The organism is Hyphomicrobium sp. B1, from assembly GCF_049532635.1.
In the GTDB taxonomy this organism is placed as follows: domain Bacteria; phylum Pseudomonadota; class Alphaproteobacteria; order Rhizobiales; family Hyphomicrobiaceae; genus Hyphomicrobium_B.
The window spans coordinates 3276985-3295566 of sequence record NZ_CP134871.1; the positions used below are offsets into that span (position 1 = coordinate 3276985).

Annotated in this window: 25 protein-coding genes; 12 read left to right on the forward strand and 13 right to left on the reverse strand. The window is 60.2% G+C overall.

Going from position 1 to position 18582, the window contains the following annotated elements; all coding sequences use genetic code 11:
• The first annotated feature begins 9 nt into the window (after positions 1 to 9).
• From RLW55_RS15705 to RLW55_RS15715, 3 genes are read left to right on the forward strand one after another with little or no spacing between them, the layout of a single operon-like run.
• Positions 10 to 369, forward strand: a complete 360-nt coding sequence (locus tag RLW55_RS15705) for a GFA family protein (protein WP_423414677.1) — start codon at positions 10 to 12, stop codon at positions 367 to 369.
• Positions 350 to 1087, forward strand: coding sequence for a 7-cyano-7-deazaguanine synthase QueC (gene queC, locus RLW55_RS15710; RefSeq protein ID WP_423414678.1), 738 nt, complete (start codon positions 350 to 352; stop codon positions 1085 to 1087). Before RLW55_RS15705 ends, queC begins: the two co-directional genes overlap by 20 nt.
• Positions 1066 to 1311 carry a hypothetical protein gene (locus RLW55_RS15715; RefSeq protein ID WP_423414679.1) on the forward strand — a complete coding sequence of 82 codons (246 nt, stop codon included), beginning with the start codon at positions 1066 to 1068 and terminating at the stop codon, positions 1309 to 1311. Before queC ends, RLW55_RS15715 begins: the two co-directional genes overlap by 22 nt.
• 180 nt (positions 1312 to 1491) lie before the next feature.
• Here RLW55_RS15715 and RLW55_RS15720 read toward each other — a convergent pair whose 3' ends face one another.
• Positions 1492 to 1980 carry a PaaI family thioesterase gene (locus tag RLW55_RS15720; protein ID WP_423414680.1) on the reverse strand — a complete coding sequence of 163 codons (489 nt, stop codon included), beginning with the start codon at positions 1978 to 1980 and terminating at the stop codon, positions 1492 to 1494.
• Between the two features lie 12 nt (positions 1981 to 1992).
• The gene (locus RLW55_RS15725) at positions 1993 to 2700 is read right to left on the reverse strand and encodes a queuosine precursor transporter (RefSeq protein ID WP_423414681.1); all 708 of its coding nucleotides are present in this window, start codon (positions 2698 to 2700) and stop codon (positions 1993 to 1995) included.
• Positions 2701 to 2764: 64 nt separating this feature from the next.
• Here RLW55_RS15725 and queE point away from each other — a divergent pair, with 64 nt between their 5' ends.
• From queE to queF, 3 genes are all read left to right on the forward strand, one after another.
• A complete protein-coding gene (gene queE / locus RLW55_RS15730) occupies positions 2765 to 3397 on the forward strand; it encodes a 7-carboxy-7-deazaguanine synthase (RefSeq protein ID WP_423414682.1) in 633 nt (210 codons plus the stop codon).
• A gap of 86 nt (positions 3398 to 3483) precedes the next feature.
• Positions 3484 to 3870, forward strand: a complete 387-nt coding sequence (locus RLW55_RS15735; protein WP_423416422.1) for a 6-pyruvoyl trahydropterin synthase family protein — start codon at positions 3484 to 3486, stop codon at positions 3868 to 3870.
• Between the two features lie 6 nt (positions 3871 to 3876).
• On the forward strand, positions 3877 to 4338 hold the full coding sequence (queF, locus tag RLW55_RS15740; RefSeq protein ID WP_414462658.1) for a preQ(1) synthase: 462 nt from the start codon (positions 3877 to 3879) through the stop codon (positions 4336 to 4338).
• A gap of 42 nt (positions 4339 to 4380) precedes the next feature.
• On the opposite strand, the gene RLW55_RS15745 is transcribed toward queF, so the two are convergent.
• The 3 genes from RLW55_RS15745 to RLW55_RS15755 all read right to left on the reverse strand — a co-directional run bounded on the left by RLW55_RS15745 (position 4381) and on the right by RLW55_RS15755 (position 6335).
• Entirely contained in the window at positions 4381 to 4680 is a 300-nt protein-coding gene (locus RLW55_RS15745; protein WP_414462657.1) for a hypothetical protein, read from the reverse strand.
• 235 nt (positions 4681 to 4915) lie between these two features.
• Positions 4916 to 5839, reverse strand: a complete 924-nt coding sequence (locus RLW55_RS15750; protein ID WP_423414683.1) for a pirin family protein — start codon at positions 5837 to 5839, stop codon at positions 4916 to 4918.
• A gap of 34 nt (positions 5840 to 5873) precedes the next feature.
• Complete coding sequence (locus RLW55_RS15755; protein ID WP_423414684.1) at positions 5874 to 6335, reverse strand: thiol-disulfide oxidoreductase DCC family protein; 462 nt, start codon at positions 6333 to 6335, stop codon at positions 5874 to 5876.
• 168 nt (positions 6336 to 6503) lie between these two features.
• On the opposite strand from RLW55_RS15755, the gene RLW55_RS15760 reads away from it, so the two are divergent.
• The 3 genes from RLW55_RS15760 to RLW55_RS15770 all read left to right on the forward strand — a co-directional run bounded on the left by RLW55_RS15760 (position 6504) and on the right by RLW55_RS15770 (position 8407).
• Positions 6504 to 6926 carry a lysozyme inhibitor LprI family protein gene (locus tag RLW55_RS15760; protein ID WP_423414685.1) on the forward strand — a complete coding sequence of 141 codons (423 nt, stop codon included), beginning with the start codon at positions 6504 to 6506 and terminating at the stop codon, positions 6924 to 6926.
• 269 nt (positions 6927 to 7195) lie between these two features.
• On the forward strand, positions 7196 to 7690 hold the full coding sequence (locus RLW55_RS15765) for a DUF992 domain-containing protein (protein WP_013947579.1): 495 nt from the start codon (positions 7196 to 7198) through the stop codon (positions 7688 to 7690).
• Between the two features lie 318 nt (positions 7691 to 8008).
• Positions 8009 to 8407 carry a hypothetical protein gene (locus tag RLW55_RS15770; protein WP_409559848.1) on the forward strand — a complete coding sequence of 133 codons (399 nt, stop codon included), beginning with the start codon at positions 8009 to 8011 and terminating at the stop codon, positions 8405 to 8407.
• Positions 8408 to 8425: 18 nt separating this feature from the next.
• Here RLW55_RS15770 and RLW55_RS15775 read toward each other — a convergent pair whose 3' ends face one another.
• The 3 genes from RLW55_RS15775 to speB all read right to left on the reverse strand — a co-directional run bounded on the left by RLW55_RS15775 (position 8426) and on the right by speB (position 10724).
• On the reverse strand, positions 8426 to 9124 hold the full coding sequence (locus RLW55_RS15775) for a ParB-like protein (RefSeq protein ID WP_423414686.1): 699 nt from the start codon (positions 9122 to 9124) through the stop codon (positions 8426 to 8428).
• Positions 9125 to 9259: 135 nt separating this feature from the next.
• A complete protein-coding gene (locus tag RLW55_RS15780; protein ID WP_013947576.1) occupies positions 9260 to 9571 on the reverse strand; it encodes a hypothetical protein in 312 nt (103 codons plus the stop codon).
• A gap of 127 nt (positions 9572 to 9698) precedes the next feature.
• Entirely contained in the window at positions 9699 to 10724 is a 1026-nt protein-coding gene (speB, locus tag RLW55_RS15785; RefSeq protein WP_423414687.1) for an agmatinase, read from the reverse strand.
• A 219-nt stretch (positions 10725 to 10943) separates the two neighbouring features.
• Here speB and RLW55_RS15790 point away from each other — a divergent pair, with 219 nt between their 5' ends.
• Positions 10944 to 11243 (forward strand): hypothetical protein, encoded by a 300-nt coding sequence (locus RLW55_RS15790; RefSeq protein ID WP_423414688.1) that lies wholly within the window; start codon positions 10944 to 10946, stop codon positions 11241 to 11243.
• A 173-nt stretch (positions 11244 to 11416) separates the two neighbouring features.
• Here the strand turns inward: RLW55_RS15790 and RLW55_RS15795 are convergent, their stop codons facing one another.
• A complete protein-coding gene (locus RLW55_RS15795; protein WP_423414689.1) occupies positions 11417 to 11677 on the reverse strand; it encodes a hypothetical protein in 261 nt (86 codons plus the stop codon).
• 149 nt (positions 11678 to 11826) lie between these two features.
• On the opposite strand from RLW55_RS15795, the gene RLW55_RS15800 reads away from it, so the two are divergent.
• On the forward strand, positions 11827 to 12174 hold the full coding sequence (locus RLW55_RS15800) for a DMT family protein (RefSeq protein ID WP_013947571.1): 348 nt from the start codon (positions 11827 to 11829) through the stop codon (positions 12172 to 12174).
• Positions 12175 to 12309: 135 nt separating this feature from the next.
• Here the strand turns inward: RLW55_RS15800 and RLW55_RS15805 are convergent, their stop codons facing one another.
• Entirely contained in the window at positions 12310 to 13359 is a 1050-nt protein-coding gene (locus tag RLW55_RS15805) for a hypothetical protein (protein WP_423414690.1), read from the reverse strand.
• 210 nt (positions 13360 to 13569) lie between these two features.
• Here RLW55_RS15805 and RLW55_RS15810 point away from each other — a divergent pair, with 210 nt between their 5' ends.
• Positions 13570 to 13956, forward strand: coding sequence for a YidB family protein (locus tag RLW55_RS15810; RefSeq protein WP_423414691.1), 387 nt, complete (start codon positions 13570 to 13572; stop codon positions 13954 to 13956).
• Positions 13957 to 13965: 9 nt separating this feature from the next.
• Here the strand turns inward: RLW55_RS15810 and RLW55_RS15815 are convergent, their stop codons facing one another.
• From RLW55_RS15815 to RLW55_RS15825, 3 genes are all read right to left on the reverse strand, one after another.
• Positions 13966 to 15609: an isovaleryl-CoA dehydrogenase gene (locus tag RLW55_RS15815; RefSeq protein WP_423414692.1), complete on the reverse strand. Its 1644-nt coding sequence runs from the start codon at positions 15607 to 15609 to the stop codon at positions 13966 to 13968.
• 23 nt (positions 15610 to 15632) lie between these two features.
• Positions 15633 to 16067 (reverse strand): GNAT family N-acetyltransferase, encoded by a 435-nt coding sequence (locus RLW55_RS15820; RefSeq protein WP_423414693.1) that lies wholly within the window; start codon positions 16065 to 16067, stop codon positions 15633 to 15635.
• An 88-nt stretch (positions 16068 to 16155) separates the two neighbouring features.
• A complete protein-coding gene (locus tag RLW55_RS15825) occupies positions 16156 to 18258 on the reverse strand; it encodes an alkyl/aryl-sulfatase (protein WP_423414694.1) in 2103 nt (700 codons plus the stop codon).
• Positions 18259 to 18582 lie beyond the last annotated feature (324 nt).

Genomic DNA, 18582 nt, shown 5'->3' on the forward strand with positions numbered 1-18582 from the left:
GGTATACCAATGTCGGAAACGAAGAAGTGGACCGGAGGTTGCCACTGCGGCCGCGTCCGTTTTGAGGCGGAGCTGGCCCTCGAAAGCCTGAAAATCTGCAATTGCTCCTTCTGCCAGAAGCGCGGCGCCATCATGGGCTTCGTGCCGGAGAGCGCTTTTTCCCTTTTATCGGACAAAGACGCGCAGGCCGAGTACCAGTTCAACAAGAAGGTGATCCACCACACCTTCTGCCCGGAATGCGGCATCGGCTCCTATTCCTACGGCACCACACCGAGCGGCGCGACGATGGTCGCTGTCAACGTCCGCTGCCTTGATGGTATCGACGCGGCGTCCCTGAAACCGACGCTGTATGACGGCAAGAGCCTCTGATCGTACCCCCATGATGACACCTGAAACATCCGCGCTCGTATTGTTCTCAGGCGGCCAGGATTCGACCGTCTGCCTCGCCTGGGCGCTCGCGCATTACGACCGCGTCGAAACGATTGGGTTCAAATACGGCCAGCGCCACAGCGTCGAGCTTGCCCAGCGCGACGTCGTTCGCGACAAGCTCGCGAAGTTGGGAAAGGTCGGCGCGCGGCTCGGGCCTGACGCGGTGCTCGATCTTCCTGCCTTACAGAGCATCAGTGACACGGCGTTGACACGCGAAACAGAGATCACGTTCGCGGCGACCGGCCTGCCGACGACGTTCGTGCCGGGGCGCAATCTCTTGTTCCTCACCTACGCTGCGGCACTGGCCTACCGGCGCGGCATCACCACCCTCGTCGGCGGCATGTGCGAAACCGATTTCTCCGGTTATCCCGACTGCCGCAACGAAACGATCCAGACGCTCGCGCAGGCGATCTCGCTCGGCCTTGCAACCCCAATGACCATCGAAACGCCGCTGATGTTCATCGACAAAGCCGGTACTTGGGCGATGGCGTCCGAACTCGGCGGCGACGATCTCATCAAGATCATCATCGAGGATACGCACACCTGCTACATGGGCGACCGCACCAACCGTCATGACTGGGGGTACGGCTGCGGCATCTGCCCGGCGTGCGAGCTGCGCGCGAAAGGCTGGATCGAATGGCAGTCTCAGCAGACCTGAAACGCGCGGTCGATCTCGCCATCGCAGGCGATTGGGACGGCGCCCACCAGATCGCCCAACGCGACGAGCGCGATCCGATGCATCGCTGGCTGCACGCCATTCTGCACAAGATCGAAGGCGACGATTTCAACAGCCGCTACTGGTATCGCGGCTCGGGGCATTCCTACGAAGATTTCCCCTCGCCTGAAGCCGAGCTTCAGGCGATCGCCGAAGCGCTAGAGTGATCCGGCCTTATATCGAGGCAGAACAACGTCATCCCGGCGCAGGCCGGGATCCAGTCAAACTGCAGCACCGCAAATGTCGATCGTTGTCTGGGTGCCAGCCTCCGCCGGCATGACGATATTGAAGAGACGGCGCAAATCTAGAACAGGTCATCTCCGATCTAAATCCGAGGATGACAAACATCAAAAATTAAAGACCAGGCACGTCGTCGTTGCATGCGCGATGAGCTTGCCGCGCTTGTCCGTCAACCGTCCCTCAGCCGTCGCGGCGCGGCGTCCACGGCTCATGATGAGGCCTTCCGCGCGCACGGGGCCCGTATCCTTCGTCATCGGCCGCAGCAGCGAAATCTTGAACTCCATTGTCGTGAAGCCGGTGCCTTTCGGCAGCGTCGAAAGCACGGCGCACGCCATGCAGGAATCGAGCAACGTCGCCGTATAACCCGCATGCACTGTCGCGATGGCGTTGTAATGCGCCACCTGCGGCTCGGACTCGAACACCGTCCGCCCCTCTTCCGCCTCGACCATCTGAAACCCGAGCGTCGTCTCGATCGGCATACGCGGAACATCGCCCCGCATCATCGCTTCGAGGTATTGCAGCCCGCTCATCGACGCCATCGTCTCGACGTCGATGACGGCGTGGGTGTCCGGCGCGGAAATGCCTTCATCAGTCAACGGTAAGCTCCCTTACGCGTCCAGTTTGAACGGATTGAAATCCGTGTTGCGGTCGAAATAGTCCTCGTTCTCCGCCCGCTTCAACGCGGCGACCACGCGCACCGTAATCGGCAGGAACACGATCTCGACCAGCGTCTTCACGACAAACTGCGAGATCATCAACGTCAGCACGAGATCGTTCGGCATGATCCCGGAGTTGTAGAACGCTAACGGATAGAACAGCGAGGAATCGACCGCCTCGCCCGCAATCGTCGACGCCACGAAGCGCCAGCTCATGTGCCGCCCTTCGCTGCGCACCTTCATCTTCGCGAGCACGTAGGAATTGACGAACTCGCCGCAGAAATACGCGATCATCGAAGCGCCCGCGATCCGCCACGTATTGCCGAAGGCGACTTCGTAGATGTGCTGGTTCGGCCACCCAGGTGCGGGTGGCAGCGCGACGATCACGGCCGCCATGATTGCCGCAAAAATGAGGGCCGCGAAACCCGCCCAGATCACACGCCTAGCCCGCGCGTAACCATAAACTTCCGTCAGCACGTCGCCGAAGATGTAGGAGATCGGAAAGAACAGCACGCCCGCCCCGAACGTTACCGGCCCGATCACCGGAAGCGTCAAGGTCGCGGCCTTGGCCGGCCCGATCAAGTTCGAGCATATAAGGACGACGACGAAGGCGACCATCACCAGGTCGAAATAGCGATAGGTGCGCTGCTCGGTCACCATTGCCCCCTCTGAGACTTGGATAAGTCGCACTTGACTGGCGCCCCCGGCGCCGTAGGTATCCGGCATGTATGCCGTCAAAGAGATCTTCTATACGCTACAAGGCGAGGGCGCGAACGCCGGGACGCCTGCGGTGTTTTGCCGGTTTGCCGGCTGCAATCTCTGGAGCGGCCGCGAGCAGGACCGCGCCAAAGCCACCTGCCAATTCTGCGATACCGATTTTGTCGGTACGGATGGCCCAGGCGGCGGACGCTTCGACACGGCCGAAGCCCTCGCCCGCGCCTGCCGCGACGCCGCGATGCCCGCAACGGATGCGCCGAAGTTCGTTGTTCTGACCGGCGGCGAGCCGATGCTGCAGGTCGATCAGGACCTCGTGGATGCACTCCACGCCGAAGGCTTCCGCATCGCCATGGAGACGAACGGCACGCTCCCCGCGCTCGATACCATCGACTGGATCTGCGTCTCGCCGAAAGCGGGATCTGAGCTTAAACAGCGTCACGGCCACGAGTTGAAGCTCGTCTTTCCGCAAACGGGCATTGATCCGGCCGGATACCTCGATCTCGCTTTCGAGCAGCGTTTCCTCCAGCCGATGGACGGACCCGATCAAGTTGCAAATACCCAAGCCGCTATCGCCTACTGCAAGGCCAATCCGGCCTGGCGGCTGTCGGTGCAGACCCACAAATTGCTCGGAATCCCTTAACGTTCGGGCTTTCCGCGCCCGTTTGGCGCGGATTTGGCCTGCTACCGGGGGTGGCGGACGCCGGGAAAATCCCCTATTTGAGCGCCATGCAGATCTATAAGGAATTCCGGTTCGAGGCGGCCCATTTTCTGCCGTCGGCACCGCCAGGCTCGCCGAATTCGCGCGTGCATGGCCATTCTTTCCGTGCGCGCATTGTCATCGACGGCGAACCCGGACCAAAAACGGGCTACATCTTTCATTTCGATGAGCTTGCCGCCGCGCTTGCCGACACCGAAGACGCGCTCGACCACCGTATGCTGAACGACATCGACGGCCTCGAAGCCCCGACGCTCGAACGCATCGCCATGTGGATCTGGAACCGCCTCGCCAACCGCATCCCCGGTTTGGCCCAGGTCGAAGTTCACCGCGATAGCTGCAACGAGGGTTGCATTTACCGTGGGCCCGCGCCCGAAACGCGTCTGGCTGCGGAGTAACGCGCCATGGCGGCATCGAAGCCGGACGTCACGCAGCTCGGTAAACAGGTCGGCATTCCCGAAAGCCCTGAGAAAGCCGAGCTTGAGCGCGTTGCCAATCCGCACACCGATACGGATTATGTCGCTCGCTTCACGGCGCCGGAATTTACCTCGCTTTGTCCGGTGACCGGCCAGCCCGACTTCGCCCATCTCGTCATCGACTACGTGCCGGGAAAGTGGCTGCTCGAAAGCAAGTCGCTGAAGCTTTACCTCGCAGCATTCCGCAATCACGGCGCGTTTCACGAGGACTGCACGGTTGCGATCGGCAAGCGCATCGCCGCGCTCATTAAGCCGAAATATCTGCGCATCGGCGGCTACTGGTATCCGCGCGGCGGCATTCCGATTGACGTCTTCTGGCAAACAGGCGCGGCGCCGGCGGACATCTGGCTGCCCGATCAAGGCGTCGCGCCCTACAGGGGACGAGGCTAAGCTCGTCCCGTCCCCCTGAGAGAGTTCGCTGTCTAGGTTCGATTACCAGCGATTGTAGTAACCGTGGCGCCAGTGACGGCGATACGGACGATATCCGTAGTAGTACGGCCGCCCGTAGTAACGGCGCCGCCAGTATGGACGGTGGCCGTAATAGCCACGACGCCAGTAGCGATGGCGGCCATAATATCCGCGCCGGTAGTACGTCTTCTCGACCGCACTATTGCCGCTCTTAGCGACCGCGTCGATTGCGGCGACGTTGCCGCCGACCGCTGCAGCCTGAGCGCCCGTCGCCGCGAAGCCGAGGCCCAACGCCAGGGCGACGGCTAGGAACAAGTTTCGCATTTTGGTCTCCCGAGATTGTTGCTTCACGAGTTCGCTTGTCCATTCACACCGCCCACCCAAATGCGGATCTGTGAACTGACCAGCGGAGTGATCCGCACCCACCACGGAGCACCAACTCAGGATGAAATATGAGCGTCACTGCCGCCGGATTTGCGACCCGCAAGTGAACCGCAGCTAACACGCTGCTTTAATCGAAAAAAATCGCCAAGCGCGGAACTTTAAGATGAGAATCGGGTTAGCGGTCGTCCGGCAGCGGAATAAATTCCTCCGCGTCGCCTGGGACAGTGTCGAAACGGCCTTGCCGCCACTCGTCTTTCGCCGCCTCGATGCGGTCCTGCGATGACGACACGAAATTCCACCATATGTGCCGTGGCCCATCCATCGGCTCGCCGCCGAGCAGCATGAGTCGTGCATTCGACTCCGCAAGAATGGAAATCCGGTCGCCCGGCTTGAAGACCAGAAGCTGTCCGGCATCGAACGACTGCCCGGCAATATCAATGCGGCCCGACGCGATATAAACGGCACGCTCGTCGTAATCGGGATCGAGCGGCAGAACTGCGCCCGGCGCCAGCATTGCTTCCGCATAGAACGTTGCGTGCGGAAACTCGGCAGGCGACGTCTCGCCGTAAAGACTGCCCATGATGAGGCGCACGCGCTTGCCATCGCCTTCCAGCCGGGGCAATGCGCCGACGTCGAGATGCACGAAGCTCGGCGCCGTCTCTTCGTGCGATTTGGGCAGCGCCATCCACGACTGGATTCCGAACAGGTCTTGCCCAACGGCGCGCGCCTCAGGCCCCGTACGTTCGGAATGAACGATGCCGCGCCCCGCCGTCATCAGATTGACCTCGCCGGGCCGAATGGACAACGCCGATCCAAGGCTGTCGCGATGCGTGATCTCACCGTCGAACAGATACGTCACGGTCGCCAACCCGATGTGCGGATGCGGCCTGACGTCGATCCCCTTCCCTGCAATGAACTGCGCCGGTCCCATCTGATCGAAGAAGATGAACGGCCCGACCATCTGCCGCTGCGCCGAAGGCAAAGCGCGACGCACCGAGAAGCCGCCGAGATCTCGTGCCCGCGGCACGATCACTTGCTCCACCGCGTCGCAAGATTGCCGGTCGCCCGGAATCGGATCGTTATGGGTCAGCCAGCTCATCGATGCCTCCACTGCTTAAACGTTTGAAAGACCTTCATGGTCCGACGAGAAAGCGAGACATCTCGCTCGGCGTCGGACGTCGGCATGCCTGCCGCTCCCCGAACCACTTCAGTCTGTTGCGCTGGACCCAATCATAGATCCGGTCGCCGATGGCATCAGGAACAACGCGCCCGGCAAAACCGAGGAACCGCCACGGTTGCGGCAGCGTCCGCGCCGCCGCGAGAACACCGGCCCATCGCGTATAGGGCAAACCGTCCCTGAGAACCATGAACGTATCGAATGCCGCCGCGTCGAGGCCGTAATGCCGATAAAGCGATTGCGGCAACGGATCCTGAATGACGGCGAAGCGGGTCTCGCCCTTAGGATCGCGCTCAAGCATCCAGTGCACGCCGCCCGAGCACAGCACGCAGAGCCCATCGAAAATCACGATCGGACGCGTGTCGTCGAACGGCGGCACAGCCGCATCGTCGCGATAGCTGTAAGCTTCGGCACGCATCGGATCTCTCATCCCCAGACAATGTGGGGGTTACGGTAAAAGACGGCAATTGCAGAGAAAACGTTTCATTCGCCATGCTGCCGAAATCTTCGCTCCGACAGCCTTCCGATAGGGCGCCGCTCCGTCTAACACATCGGCTTGAAACCGCAGCCGCCCGGAGTTCGCCCCATGCCGCATCTCGACGTCAGAACGCTTTGCATGATCGTCGGAGTTTCATCGCTCGCGTTCGCCGCACCCGCCACAGCCGACGAACCGATCGATTGCGCCAAAGCGGAATCGACCGTCGAAATCAATTTCTGCGCCGACAAAGAATATCAAGCCGCCGACAAGGCCCTGAACGCTGCTTACGCTTCGGCGTTGAAGGTCACCCGCGCCCGCAACCTTGAGAAGCCCTACGACGCCAAAAGTTTCGAAGAGGCGCTGCGGGGCGCACAGCGCGCCTGGGTCGCCTACCGCGATGCCGACTGCAAGGATGTCATGGCGCAGGTCTGGACGAACGGCACCGGTGCGACCTCCGCGATTCTCGGCTGCATGACCGACAAGACGCTGCGGCGCACCAAGGAATTGAAAGAGATGCTGGAACCGCAGTAGGCGCCCGACTCGCTCAAGATTGAACGGCGCATAAAAAGTCAATTATCCGAGACGTCATCCGTCTAATTGATAAGCATCAATTGGCGTCCGCTTCCATCCGAGGTACGTCTGCACCACATCAGTTGCAGCCACTGTAGGGTGCCTTTAGGAAGCTACCTCACAGTGTCAGTACGGGGCTCGAAATATCCGACCGTTTTGAGTTTTCTTATCTGCGTCGTCCGTGGCCAATAGTGGCTGCGAACGATCGAGCGATGTCAGGAGAGACGACAATGACCCTTTCGCCCATCCGTTTGCGCCTGTTGGCAGGCAGCGCCGCGCTCCTCGCAGCAGCGCTCGCAACGGTTTCGCCCGCATCAGCTGACCCGAAGGTGGCGCTCGGCACGTTGACCTGCCACGGCCATGGCGGCGTGGGCCTCATCTTCGGTTCGAAAGAGAGCATGAACTGCGAATTCACGACGGCGGTCAGCGGACGCGTGTTCCCCTATCACGCGACGATCACCCAGGTCGGCGTCGACATCGGCTTCACCGGCGCCAGCACGCTCGTCTGGACAGTTCTCGGCGGCACGAACGCCATGCCGGGCGACGCTCTTGAAGGAAGCTACGGCGGCGTCACGGCGGGCGCGGCCGTCGGGATCGGCGCGAGTGCCAACGCTCTCGTCGGCGGCTCGAATCAGTCCGTCGTACTCCAGCCGGTCAGCGTCGAAGGACAGACGGGTCTCAATCTCTCAGCGGGTGTTGCAGGCTTGACGCTGACGCGGTCGTAATCGATCGCCAGTCGCGACTCGCTCTTATCTTGTCGGTGATGACGTCACCGGCTGAAGCCAGATCCATCGTCCTTACGCGGCGGTGTTAACGCGCGATCCGCGACGGCTTGATCTTCCCGAAAAAAATAGCGCTCCGCATCTCGTGCGGGGCGCTTTTAATTTGCTCGCCGATACCCAAACGAACCACGACGAAAGTCTGCATGCCGACGACTCAAGCTGTGCATAGATCATTCGCTGAGTATATCTGCAACATTTTTTAGCCATGCGAATCAAGCGGTTTGGTCTACTAAGGCTCAACAACCCTGCGAGGAGAAACCGATGACGGACCTATCCAAAAACGTCGAAGAAATGTTGAGCCGCCTCGCCGAGAATGCCCGCACCGAGCAGGACTTCGTCCGCACGCTGTCCGATGCGCTACGCCGCGTCGACGAGCAGTTGCTGCGCGACGTCCGCAACGTCTCACTGCAGCATGAGCTTCGCCGCGAAGCGATCCTCGGCGAACTCCAGGAACTTGCTTCCCGTCTTTGCGCGCTGCCGGTGCGCGGAACCGCTCAGCCTGTTCAGGCCATCGATCAGCAGGACCATCATCATCAGGTCCAGGGAGAGATCGAACCGCCGCCGGGCATGGCAGCCGGAGCCGACTGGCGCCAAGCGGCTCAGAACATGCAGAACATGAACGACGAGTTCGAGTTCAGCTTCAACGCACCGCGCCACTGATCTGCAGCGCCGGCCGCTTCAGCGGCCGATGTAACCCGGCATTCTTGCCGCCTCTCGCGACCGGGCAAGCCACATGGCCCGGTCGTGTGCATAGTTAAAATCGCGCCGGACCGTCGAACGCGGGATGCGCGTGCGGAAGAAATCCGCCCATCGGAATTCGGCATAGGGCTTGCCCGTCTTGGCAAAGCCGCCCGCCCCTCTCACCGACCACGCCAGATCCCGGTACGGATCGCACCGCATGTCGTCGAGCCGCTCGGGCAGTTTCGTCGGAGCGACCGCGCGGCCATGCCCGTCGTAAGCGTGCAGCAATCCTAGCCCGGCCATCTTCTGCAAAAATCTCTTGCGCGGCAGATGCGAGAGATCGCCGACCACCGTCACGAACGCCTCTTCGACGTCGCTTTTGAGCAGCGCCAGACTCAAATGATGATGATCGATAATGAAGAGATCGTCGTTCGGCCCGCGGACGGCCGGGATCGGCCGGTCTTCCAGAAAGCGGCGGAGCTTGCGGTTGTTGCGCGCCCGCCGCTCCACTTTCTCGCGCTTGGCGGCGACCGCCCGCATGCCGACCGCCATTTGCGTCGGCCGCAATTCTTCGAGCGGCACGCTCAGCAGTTTTGATTTTCGAGGCTGCACCCTGATGGGCGGCAGCGAGACAAGGAAAGGAGGGACTACTGGCGACGCGAACGCCGGTTCACGCGAGACGGCAAGCAACGACATGACTTCCCAGAGTGCGAATTGAACAGTGGCTTAATCATTTCGTCGCCATGGTTAAAATTTCATTGCCACCCGTTCGCACACGCGCATCGTCCGCCGCCGAGCGCGCCCAAAACGCCTTTGAGATACCGGAAAATTTTACCGCGCCGCCGTCTCGGAGATGCCGCGCCGATGAGCGACCTCTTTGGCCGACACTTCGCCTGCGGCAACCAGCGCATCGACACATCGCTTCGAAAGCCCGGCACCGACGGCCCGCATGCACGACCGCACCTGCGGACTGTTCGGGCTATAGGCGCTGCAATGCGCATAATAGTCGGTTGCACACGCGATCTGCACACGAAGACTGACGGCATTGGCGTTGCTCGCAAGCAGTGTGGCCGTAGCCAGCGCTATGATCGAGACGCCTGCCGAACGGGTGCCGGTCCGCAGCACACAGGTCCAAGACGCCATGGGAAACCTCCTTCTCGTCGCTGAAAGAGAGCCACCACGGCTCTCGTGACGAGGAGACATAGCGGCAGGCAGCAGCCTCCCGCTGTTCCCGGCGAAACGGGTCATCCGTATGCAAACGATGCCAATGTCAGTCGGGAGCGTTTCCGACGCGCGGAACCGGATATGAGGCCGCGACGGCCCCGTTTTGCCGCGCGACCCGGCACGCCTGCTCATAGACGACCGTTGCGGCCGCCAACGCCGTGACACCGCCTTGATCGTACGACGGAGCCACCTCGACGACATCGCAGCCGACGATCTTCAAACCATCGAGTTGCCGTAACATGGCGAGCAGCTCCCGCGGCATCAGCCCGCCCGTCACCGGCGTGCCCGTTCCCGGCGCGAAAGCCGGATCGAGACAATCGATATCGACCGTGAGGTAGCAAGGACTGTCACCGGCAAGTGCCTTCACCATCGATGCGACGGCCGATGCGCCTTTATCGGCGACGACCATGTTGTCGAAAATGTTCATGCCTTTCGGATCGTCCACCCATGTCCGGATGCCGATCTGGCTCGACTTTACCGGATCGATCAGCCCGTCGTCGATCGCCTGAGCGAACATCGTGCCGTGATTAAGTTCGACGCTGCCGTCTTTGCCGACTCGCGGCGTCCACGTATCGGTGTGCGCATCGAAATGGATGAGCGTCAGCTGGCCGTGCACCTTCGCGTGCGCTTTCAGCAGCGGATAGCTGATGAAATGATCGCCACCCAGCGAGCACAAGAATGCGCCCGTTTCGACCACCTTGGTCGCCGCATCTTCGATGGCAGCCGGGATTGTTTGCGGAAAGCCGTAATCGAGCCAAGCGTCGCCGAGATCGACAACATTCACATAGCTCAGTGGATTGAAGCCACCTGGATAGGCCTTGAGCTCGGCAAGTTGCGCCGATGCGCACCGAACCGCATCCGGCCCCAACCGTGCGCCGGGCCGGTTCGACGTCGCGATATCGAGCGGCACACCGAGGACCGCGAAATCACCCGCCTTCGCCTGCTTCACGCGCGGCGACCTCAGGAACGTGTGCGTCCCTGAATAGGTTTGTTCGGAAGAAAGACAGTCGGGAGAAGGAGATGCGGTCCACGCGTTCGCGTGCACACCGCCGGGAATGGTACCGGAATGCATGACGACCTCGATTGTATACGATGTCGTCCGGCCGACACCTTCACAATCTACCGGGCCGAGCCCGGTGCCTCCGTTTCGCGGCCCAAGGAGAATGCCTGACCCAATATTCTAGTCAAGCCCTCAAACGCATGGCTGCTTTTCCGGCAAAAAGGGGCCTAAAAGAACCGCTTCCCCCGTCAGCGCGTTAGCACAGGAGAATAGGCTTGATGGATGCAAACCATGACCGATCTCGTCGATCTCGATGCTGAAAGACTGCTGCGCGCCGAGCGTGTTGCCGAGCTGGCACGCGCCGAACTTCTAGCGAAATGCGAAGCGGCCATCGAAGCCGTCGGCAACGACGTCGCTGGATTTGCGCTGATCGTATGGAACGGCAACGGCGAGATGCGAACGGTCTACGACGCCTCGAAGGGACCGATTGGCCCGGCCCTTCTCCCGACGCTTGCATCGGATGCTCTGAACCGGCACGTCGCGGTCATGCTGGCGAAAGACGAAGCTGTCGACGATTCAAGCACAAGCTGATGGGTCGTGAGCTGCAAACAACGCAAAACAAAACCCAGAGCGTGCGCTCTGGGTTTGTGCGTTCAGGCTCGCTCGGGGCTTAGTGTAGGAAGCCGAACAGATGCAGACCGATGATGACGACCAGCGGAACGCCGGCGAACCAAAGGATGAGATCGCGTGCCATTCTTTTCTCCTCAATGCTTGATCGATGGTGTGGGAAGCGGCTCGTCCGGAACGTCGCGGTGCGGTTCGTCGTTTCGCGCCGGTTCGTCTGCACGAGCATTTTGCGCGAGGCTGAGAACCGCATCGAGATTGCGCCGCGCGTCCGCCAAATGTCGTTTGGCTTCGTCCCGGCGCAGCACAACACTGTTTTGAGCAGCGCTGCGTAAGTCCTTCTCGAGTTCCCAAAGCGTTTTAAGGAGCTTCGGAACCGTTTCCTGAATGCTGCGAGACATCCATTCACCTCGTCACGTGCAACTGAGGCGTGAACGCGTGCGGATTATTTCCGGTTCCGTTTTTTGGTGATCCGTCGTAGGCGGTAAATTTCGAGGGAACAAAAAGCCTCGAACGTGAATTCTGCAACGCGCCCCATAACGGACAACCAATGATCCCTCAATCGCTTCTGCCCATCGTCCTGCTGACGATGTCGAACGTCTTCATGACCTTCGCTTGGTACGGTCACCTTAAATTCACGAACAAGCCGCTGTGGCTTGTCATCATTGTGAGCTGGGGCATCGCATTCTTCGAATACTGCTTGGCTGTTCCCGCCAACCGCTACGGCAGCGCGGTCTATAATCCCGCCGAACTGAAGACCATGCAGGAGGTTATCACGCTGACGGTTTTCTCGATCTTTTCCGTCACGTATCTTGGTGAAACCCTCACCATCAATCACGCCGTCGGCTTTGCGTTCATCGCACTCGGAGCCTTCTTCGTCTTCAAGGCGCCGCTGTAAGAGCGCGATTTCGCGTCCAAGCGAACTCGACCCACCACCATCCTCGACCTTATGCCGAGGATCTATGGTGAAGCAATGCGGATGTGGAAACGGCATCCAAGCACGACGCCAAGGGATTGAGCCAAATACGCTCCGCTATTTGTTGAGCGGCACGTTCAACTGCAACTTGCTCGATACGCTCTGCGCTTCATCAGCAACGCCGAAATTATCGACCCCGGCCGAAACGCTCAGCGAGTACGCGCTTGAATCCGTGTAGGTGACACCCGCGCCGACCGATTGCGTCGCATCGAACGAGGTGTCGATGCCGTCCTTGTGCGACGTCGAGAGATCGAACTCGCGCTGATAGCTGAGATAGGGCGAAAGCTTCGAGCCATCGTCGAGCTTGAAATCGTGATTGATCTTCGGCGCTAGGATGAAAGAGCTGCGTTCGTCAGCGCCCGTCGACTCTGCGAATTCGGCATTCCCGGTTTGCCATTGCGTGCGCGCGTCGAAACTCAACAGCGGCGTCGCTTGCAAAGTCACGTAGGCAGAAGCCTTCTGATCCGCGACGACGCCCGGCGTGCCGTAATTACGCGTATCGCCGCGCTCGATCGAGACGCCGACCTTCGCCGCCTTGTTGAAATTATAGTCGGCGCCCAGCCCCGTCCGCGTCGACTGATCGGGCGACCCGTTGTAGCCGTTGAGATCGACGTTGGTCCAAACGTCGAGCGGAGTCTTACGTTCGACGGGCGCCGACGGCATTGCGAAGTCGGGTTTGATGGTCTCGCCGAATGCGGGCTGCTCCAGCGTCACGGACGCGCTGCGCTTGTTGTAGTCGCGCAAGGTGCCAAGGCTGGTCCGCACCGAAACGCCGGTATCCGTCGTGCTGAACGTCGCGGGAATGTCGTTGGTGTCGGTCGCAATCCAAGGAATGCCATCCGACTTCGGCGCCGGCTTCTTCGGCTGCGGCAAGTCCGATGGCTGCGTGCTGAGGTCAAGCTCCACACTGTAGCCTTCGCACGGCTGAAACGTCGTGAGCGCCGTCGTCGTCGTCACGTCCGTACAGTCGTCGGCACGGGCGGCGGCGGTGGCGACAACGAGGGCGGCGAGGCTCACGCAGCCGAGACGCAGGCTGCGATATCTCAGGGGGGCGATTGAGGTTTTCACGATCATGAGTGCGAGGTAGCCACGAACTTTGATCATCATGTGGCGATATGGTGAATCGCCGGCCGCCGAAACCCTCCTATGCCATTCGTTAATAGGTCGTTTTTCCTAGACAGCATTTACGGCAATGTCGCACAATTTTGGTATACTGTGAGTTTGGTTTCCTGCACGAAACGCGTGCGCTCGCCCCCGCTAATGCACGTAGAATTTGCAGTCGCCATCGGCAAAAATTATCAACAGAAAGGGCAATGCATGACCTGGAGCGACGCGCTGAAGGGAGTTGTCGGCAATCTCGTTGGACAAGCCGAGCAAGCAGCCCTTCCCGATCTCATCAAGGGCGTTCTCGGCAACGAAGGCCTGCAGACGATCCTTTCGAAATTGCAAAGCGCCGGTTTCGGCGATCAGGTGCAGTCGTGGTTCGACAAGAACAAGGACAGCCTGCCGATCACGCCGGAGCAGATCAAGACCGCGCTCGGTGATGAGCACGTTCAGCAGATCGCGAAGTCGCTCGGCATTCCGGTCGATGCCATCCTGGCAGCCCTCGCCAAGGAACTGCCGCAGGTTGCAGAGACGGCAGGTCCTGCCGCAAATCCTTCGGCGTCGGCGGATGCATCAACCACGCCCGACCCGAAAGGCTGACCGGATGCCTTAATTCAACACCGGGGCCGCGCGTTCGATGATGGCCCTGGTGTCGGTTCCCGCCGGTAATAATCCGAACGCGCCGCCTGCCTCGCCGGCAAGACGCGTCGCGCAGAACGTCTCTGCGATTTCGCTCGGCGCGTGCCGGATCAGCAGCGCTGCCTGCAAGGCCAGCACCAGACTGCGAACGAACACCCGCGCCTGCGCTTCATCGAGGCGCCCTGCGCTCTCCTGAAGCTTTGTAACGAACGCCGCCAGCCTGCAATCGGTCTTCGCAGCTTCGCGCAGTTCACCCTCCAGCATGTCCATCGCCGTCTTCGACCGCGACAACGCCCGCAGCACATCCAGGCACATGATGTTGCCCGAACCTTCCCAGATCGAATTGAGCGGCATCTCGCGATAGATGCGCGCCAGATTGAACGCCTCGACGTAACCATTGCCGCCGAGCACTTCCATCGCCTCAGCCGCGAACGCCGGACCACGCTTGCAGATCCAGAATTTCGCGGCGGGCGTCACGATGCGCCGATAGGCAAGCGACGCTTCGTCGTCTTGGTCGTAGGCGCGCGCAAGCCGCATCGTCAGCACTGTCGCAGCCTCGGACTCGATCGCAAGATCGGCCAGCACGTTCGCCATCAACGGCTGATCGACGAGAAACTTCTGAAACGCCCGCCGATGCTGCGCGTGGTGGATCGCCTGCGCCAGTCCCTGCCGCATCAGACCCGACGTTCCGATAGCGCAGTCGAGCCGCGTATAATTGCCCATCTCGATGATGGTCGGAATGCCCCGCCCTTCCTCTCCCAAAAGCTCGCCGTGAGCACCGTCGAACTCCACTTCGCTCGACGCGTTCGAACGATTGCCGAGTTTATCTTTCAGCCGACGAATGTGGATCGCATTACGCACGCCATCGGGGGTCCAGCGCGGCACGAGAAAGCACGTCGGACCAGCAGCCGTTTGCGCCAGCACGAGGAACGCATCGCACATCGGCGCCGACATGAACCACTTATGTCCGCTTAGCTTGTAGAAGCGACGTTCCCCGATGCTGCGATAGAACTCCGCGCGCGTGACGTTGGCGCGCAAATCCGAGCCGCCCTGGTTCTCCGTCATCGCCATGCCGATCAGCGCCCCGGTCTTTTGCGCGACGGGCCGGAAATTCGGATCGTATGTTCGCGAGTAAATTCTCGGCAGCCATTCGTCTGCGATGGCGGGCGCGTGTTTCAGCGTCGCGACTGACGCATACGTCATCGACACCGGGCAGTAGACCCCGCTTTCGATCTGCGCCAGCATGAAACAACCCGCCGCCCGCGCGACATGCGCACCTTTCCGCGGCTCGGCCCACGGCGCTGTGTGCAGCCCGGCCTCCAGCGCCAGCCCCAAGAGCTTGTGCCAACTCTGATGAAAGTCGACCTCATCGAGACGATGACCATAGCGGTCGTAGATCTTGAGTTCGGGCACGTGGCGGTTGGCGTCCGCGCCTGCCGCGATCATCTCCGGCGTTCCGAGTTGCCGCCCGAGCATCGCGAGACGCGCGGCCGCCCAGCCTGCGTTCTCGCGCGCCAAAGCCTCGCCAAGCACCGTGTCGCTCGACAACAGATTGTAATTTTCGAGCGGCGGCGGCTGGTTTGTGACGTCGATCATCGGCGCACCTTCGGGCATGATGCGGCACTCTCTCGTTGCAGCTAAATCGACATTTCCAGCTGCACCTGATCGCGCCGGCCGTCAGCATAACCTTTTTCTGGACTGAAGAAGCTCCGGTTGACGTTGATTATCCGGAAACCGCGACGAACATAGAAATTGATGTTGTCGGTTTCCCACGCGCCCGTGCCGACAATCAGGCGGCCAATCTTATTCGCACAACAATGATAAACCACGGCTTCGATCAAGCGCGTGCCGAAACCCTGCCGTTGAAATTCGGCGCGAACCGCGAGGCTCACCAGTTCGGTATACCCCACATCATCGAAGACAAGCGCCAAACCGGCAACCGACGTGCCGTTATACGCCGCAAAGACTGTCCCCAATTGGTAGTAGCTTTCGATCTGGCTGTCGGACTCGTCGGCAAGCCGAAAAAGCGGCAGCAATTCAGCTCGGCTGCCCTCATAGATTTGAATAGTCACACGGTCGCTCCTGTTCCCTCGTGAAGTACGCGAGCGACGGGCGAACTGTTTCGGCGGGACAGGTCAGACCGGATATTGACGCCAACAGCTACTCCGCGACGATTTTCTCCGGTACGGCCTGGTATGGCTCGGCATGTGCGACCGACGCAGTTCGAGCTTTTGTGCCGGGCATGATTTCAAAGCGCGGATCGAAGTCAACCATAGTTGCAGCTAACTTGCCGAGAATTGCAATATCGCCTTCGAACGTCGCCTTGCCTTCCGCAATCTGCTCATCAAGCGACTTCACACCCATCATCGTGAGTTCAAGATCGGCTCTGTTGATCTTGAGCGTCAGATCGGCCTTCGCCGCTTGGTGACCCTCGATATTGGTCAGCGTGGCATTTGCCAATTCTACGACAAACCTTTCGCCGTTGTCAGGCGTGATCAAATTCATTGTGAAGCTTAGACCTTCGGCCTTGCGGCTATCCATACGGATCCCGAGGAAGTTCAAGAACAGCTCAGTCGACATCGCGCGAATGACGTCAGGAGAGCTGGTGTTGGCAGTCTCGCCTTGGGGGATTCCGGAGCGCAACTCATAAGCAGCCGCGAGGAAACTGTTCCGCAGCCCGGGATTTTCCTGCTGATATCCGAGTTGCTCGAAAATATCCGCCAGCAGGTCCTTGGCAGCGCCGTTACCCGGCTCGGCCTGCACCAGTTTGTTCACGATTTCCGACGCGAGAAGATATCGACCGGCATCGTAAAGCTCGCGGCCCTTGTCGATGATCCTCGACGAACCGCCCATCATCTCGACATAAAGCGGCGCAGACTCTTCCGGCGACAGCGGTATCAAACTCGCCGGGTTACAGTCCCAGTAACCCAGATACCTCTGAATCACGCCGCGCGCATTATTCTCCGCCGAGCCGTGATATCCGCGGCAATGCCACTTTTGCAGAATGCTTTTCGGCAACGCGTAGACGTTATGGATCTGGTTGATCGTTACGCCCTGGTTGGCGAAATGCAGCACTTGGTTGTTCATGTGCGCATAAAGATCGCGCTGATCGCGCAGCACTTCCTGCACGCGATGGTTGCCCCATCGCGGCCAGTGATGCGAGGCGAACATAACCTCTGCTTCCAGCCCAAACAGGTAGAGCGACTCGTTGATGTATTTCGACCAGCGCAACGGATCGCGCACCTGCGCGCCGCGAAGCGTATAGATGTTGTGTAGCGACGCGACGACATTTTCCGCCATCCAAAGCGCCTTCAACTCCGGGATGTAAGTGTTCATCTCGCGAGGGGCTTCGGTATTCGGCGTGCTTTGGAAAATCATCCGAACGCCGTCGACCTCGAACTCCTCGATTGGCTCCGAGACATAGCGGTTAGGCGCGATGAGCCCAGTCGCTCCGGCAGAGACACCCTGTCCGAGACCCTGCCCGACATAGCCGTAGGGACTAGCGGGAAGCAGCAGTCCGTATTGATAAAAAAGTCGCCGGTTCATCGCGTTCCCGGCATAGACGTTCTCCGAGATCGTGAAATCCATGAAGTCGATTGGCGCAATCAACGCGACCTTGCCCGAGCGCACATCCGCCTCATCCACGATCCCGCGGACACCGCCCCAATGGTCGCCGTGCGTGTGCGAATAGATGACGGCTGTTACCGGCAATCCATTCCCCACATGCTTCTGAAAGAGCCGCCATGCCGCGCGAACGGGTTCAGCCGAGACGAGCGGATCAAACACGATCCAACCGGTTTTGCCGCGTACGAATGTGATGTCGGACAGGTCGACACCCCGAACCTGATAGATGCCCGGCACAACCTCATAGAGGCCATAGTTGTTGTTCAATCGGGACTGGCGCAGCAACGACGGATGGACACTATCGAATGCGCGATCCTCGTTTAAAAACTGAAATCGCTCCATGTCCCACGCTGTGTGCCCGGCGTCGGCCATGATCTTGAGATCTGGCATCGGCGCGATAAAGCCCTTCGCCAGCTCGTCGAAATCACGTTTGTCGGCAAATGGCAGCGCGCTTTTCGATTGCTCCAGAATTGCCTTCGTAAATTTCGATGGCGCTTTGCCCTTGGGATGGAAATGTCCAGGCACCGGAGCAGCCTCTTCGGCCCACGACGACGTTGCCTCCAGCACGAAATTCGATCCGATCGCAAATGCCGCTCCAATAGCAGGAACGGCCTCGATGAACTCGCGTCTCGTCGTCATAGCCAACTCCCCGGTTACCTAAACTGAGGGCGGCATTGAACCAGTGGCGATACGTATGCGGATTGATTTAGGGCAATAGAACGGGAGACAAGAACAAGCAACGACTGGTAATCGACGGGCTTTGATCTAAAAACTTATCCCCGCTCGTGCCGCAGGCCGCATACTGACCCCACCTCGCCTCGAAGATACGACGGACAGTCTCGAGACCGTTTGGAGATTGGGGGTGAGTGGCTGGTCGAACGTTTGCGGCACAAGGGGGTAACGGCCCGAGGCCCGAACGGAGCGAACCGTCCGGTGATCCGCGCGAATACGGTACCAACCGTC

Coding starts and splice junctions, on each gene's coding strand:
- RLW55_RS15745 (WP_414462657.1), bottom strand. CDS start 4,680: ATGCGAAACTTGTTCCTAGCCGTCGCCCTGGCGTTGGGCCTCGGCTTC.
- RLW55_RS15725 (WP_423414681.1), bottom strand. CDS start 2,700: ATGGTGACCGAGCAGCGCACCTATCGCTATTTCGACCTGGTGATGGTC.
- RLW55_RS15775 (WP_423414686.1), bottom strand. CDS start 9,124: ATGTCGTTGCTTGCCGTCTCGCGTGAACCGGCGTTCGCGTCGCCAGTA.
- RLW55_RS15770 (WP_409559848.1), top strand. CDS start 8,009: ATGACGGACCTATCCAAAAACGTCGAAGAAATGTTGAGCCGCCTCGCC.
- RLW55_RS15815 (WP_423414692.1), bottom strand. CDS start 15,609: ATGCCCGAAGGTGCGCCGATGATCGACGTCACAAACCAGCCGCCGCCG.
- RLW55_RS15750 (WP_423414683.1), bottom strand. CDS start 5,839: ATGAGCTGGCTGACCCATAACGATCCGATTCCGGGCGACCGGCAATCT.
- queF (WP_414462658.1), top strand. CDS start 3,877: ATGGCGGCATCGAAGCCGGACGTCACGCAGCTCGGTAAACAGGTCGGC.
- RLW55_RS15705 (WP_423414677.1), top strand. CDS start 10: ATGTCGGAAACGAAGAAGTGGACCGGAGGTTGCCACTGCGGCCGCGTC.
- RLW55_RS15805 (WP_423414690.1), bottom strand. CDS start 13,359: ATGATGATCAAAGTTCGTGGCTACCTCGCACTCATGATCGTGAAAACC.
- RLW55_RS15765 (WP_013947579.1), top strand. CDS start 7,196: ATGACCCTTTCGCCCATCCGTTTGCGCCTGTTGGCAGGCAGCGCCGCG.
- RLW55_RS15795 (WP_423414689.1), bottom strand. CDS start 11,677: ATGTCTCGCAGCATTCAGGAAACGGTTCCGAAGCTCCTTAAAACGCTT.
- RLW55_RS15780 (WP_013947576.1), bottom strand. CDS start 9,571: ATGGCGTCTTGGACCTGTGTGCTGCGGACCGGCACCCGTTCGGCAGGC.
- queC (WP_423414678.1), top strand. CDS start 350: ATGACGGCAAGAGCCTCTGATCGTACCCCCATGATGACACCTGAAACA.
- RLW55_RS15735 (WP_423416422.1), top strand. CDS start 3,484: ATGCAGATCTATAAGGAATTCCGGTTCGAGGCGGCCCATTTTCTGCCG.
- RLW55_RS15760 (WP_423414685.1), top strand. CDS start 6,504: ATGCCGCATCTCGACGTCAGAACGCTTTGCATGATCGTCGGAGTTTCA.
- RLW55_RS15755 (WP_423414684.1), bottom strand. CDS start 6,335: ATGCGTGCCGAAGCTTACAGCTATCGCGACGATGCGGCTGTGCCGCCG.
- speB (WP_423414687.1), bottom strand. CDS start 10,724: ATGCATTCCGGTACCATTCCCGGCGGTGTGCACGCGAACGCGTGGACC.
- queE (WP_423414682.1), top strand. CDS start 2,765: ATGTATGCCGTCAAAGAGATCTTCTATACGCTACAAGGCGAGGGCGCG.
- RLW55_RS15715 (WP_423414679.1), top strand. CDS start 1,066: ATGGCAGTCTCAGCAGACCTGAAACGCGCGGTCGATCTCGCCATCGCA.
- RLW55_RS15810 (WP_423414691.1), top strand. CDS start 13,570: ATGACCTGGAGCGACGCGCTGAAGGGAGTTGTCGGCAATCTCGTTGGA.
- RLW55_RS15825 (WP_423414694.1), bottom strand. CDS start 18,258: ATGACGACGAGACGCGAGTTCATCGAGGCCGTTCCTGCTATTGGAGCG.
- RLW55_RS15790 (WP_423414688.1), top strand. CDS start 10,944: ATGACCGATCTCGTCGATCTCGATGCTGAAAGACTGCTGCGCGCCGAG.
- RLW55_RS15800 (WP_013947571.1), top strand. CDS start 11,827: ATGATCCCTCAATCGCTTCTGCCCATCGTCCTGCTGACGATGTCGAAC.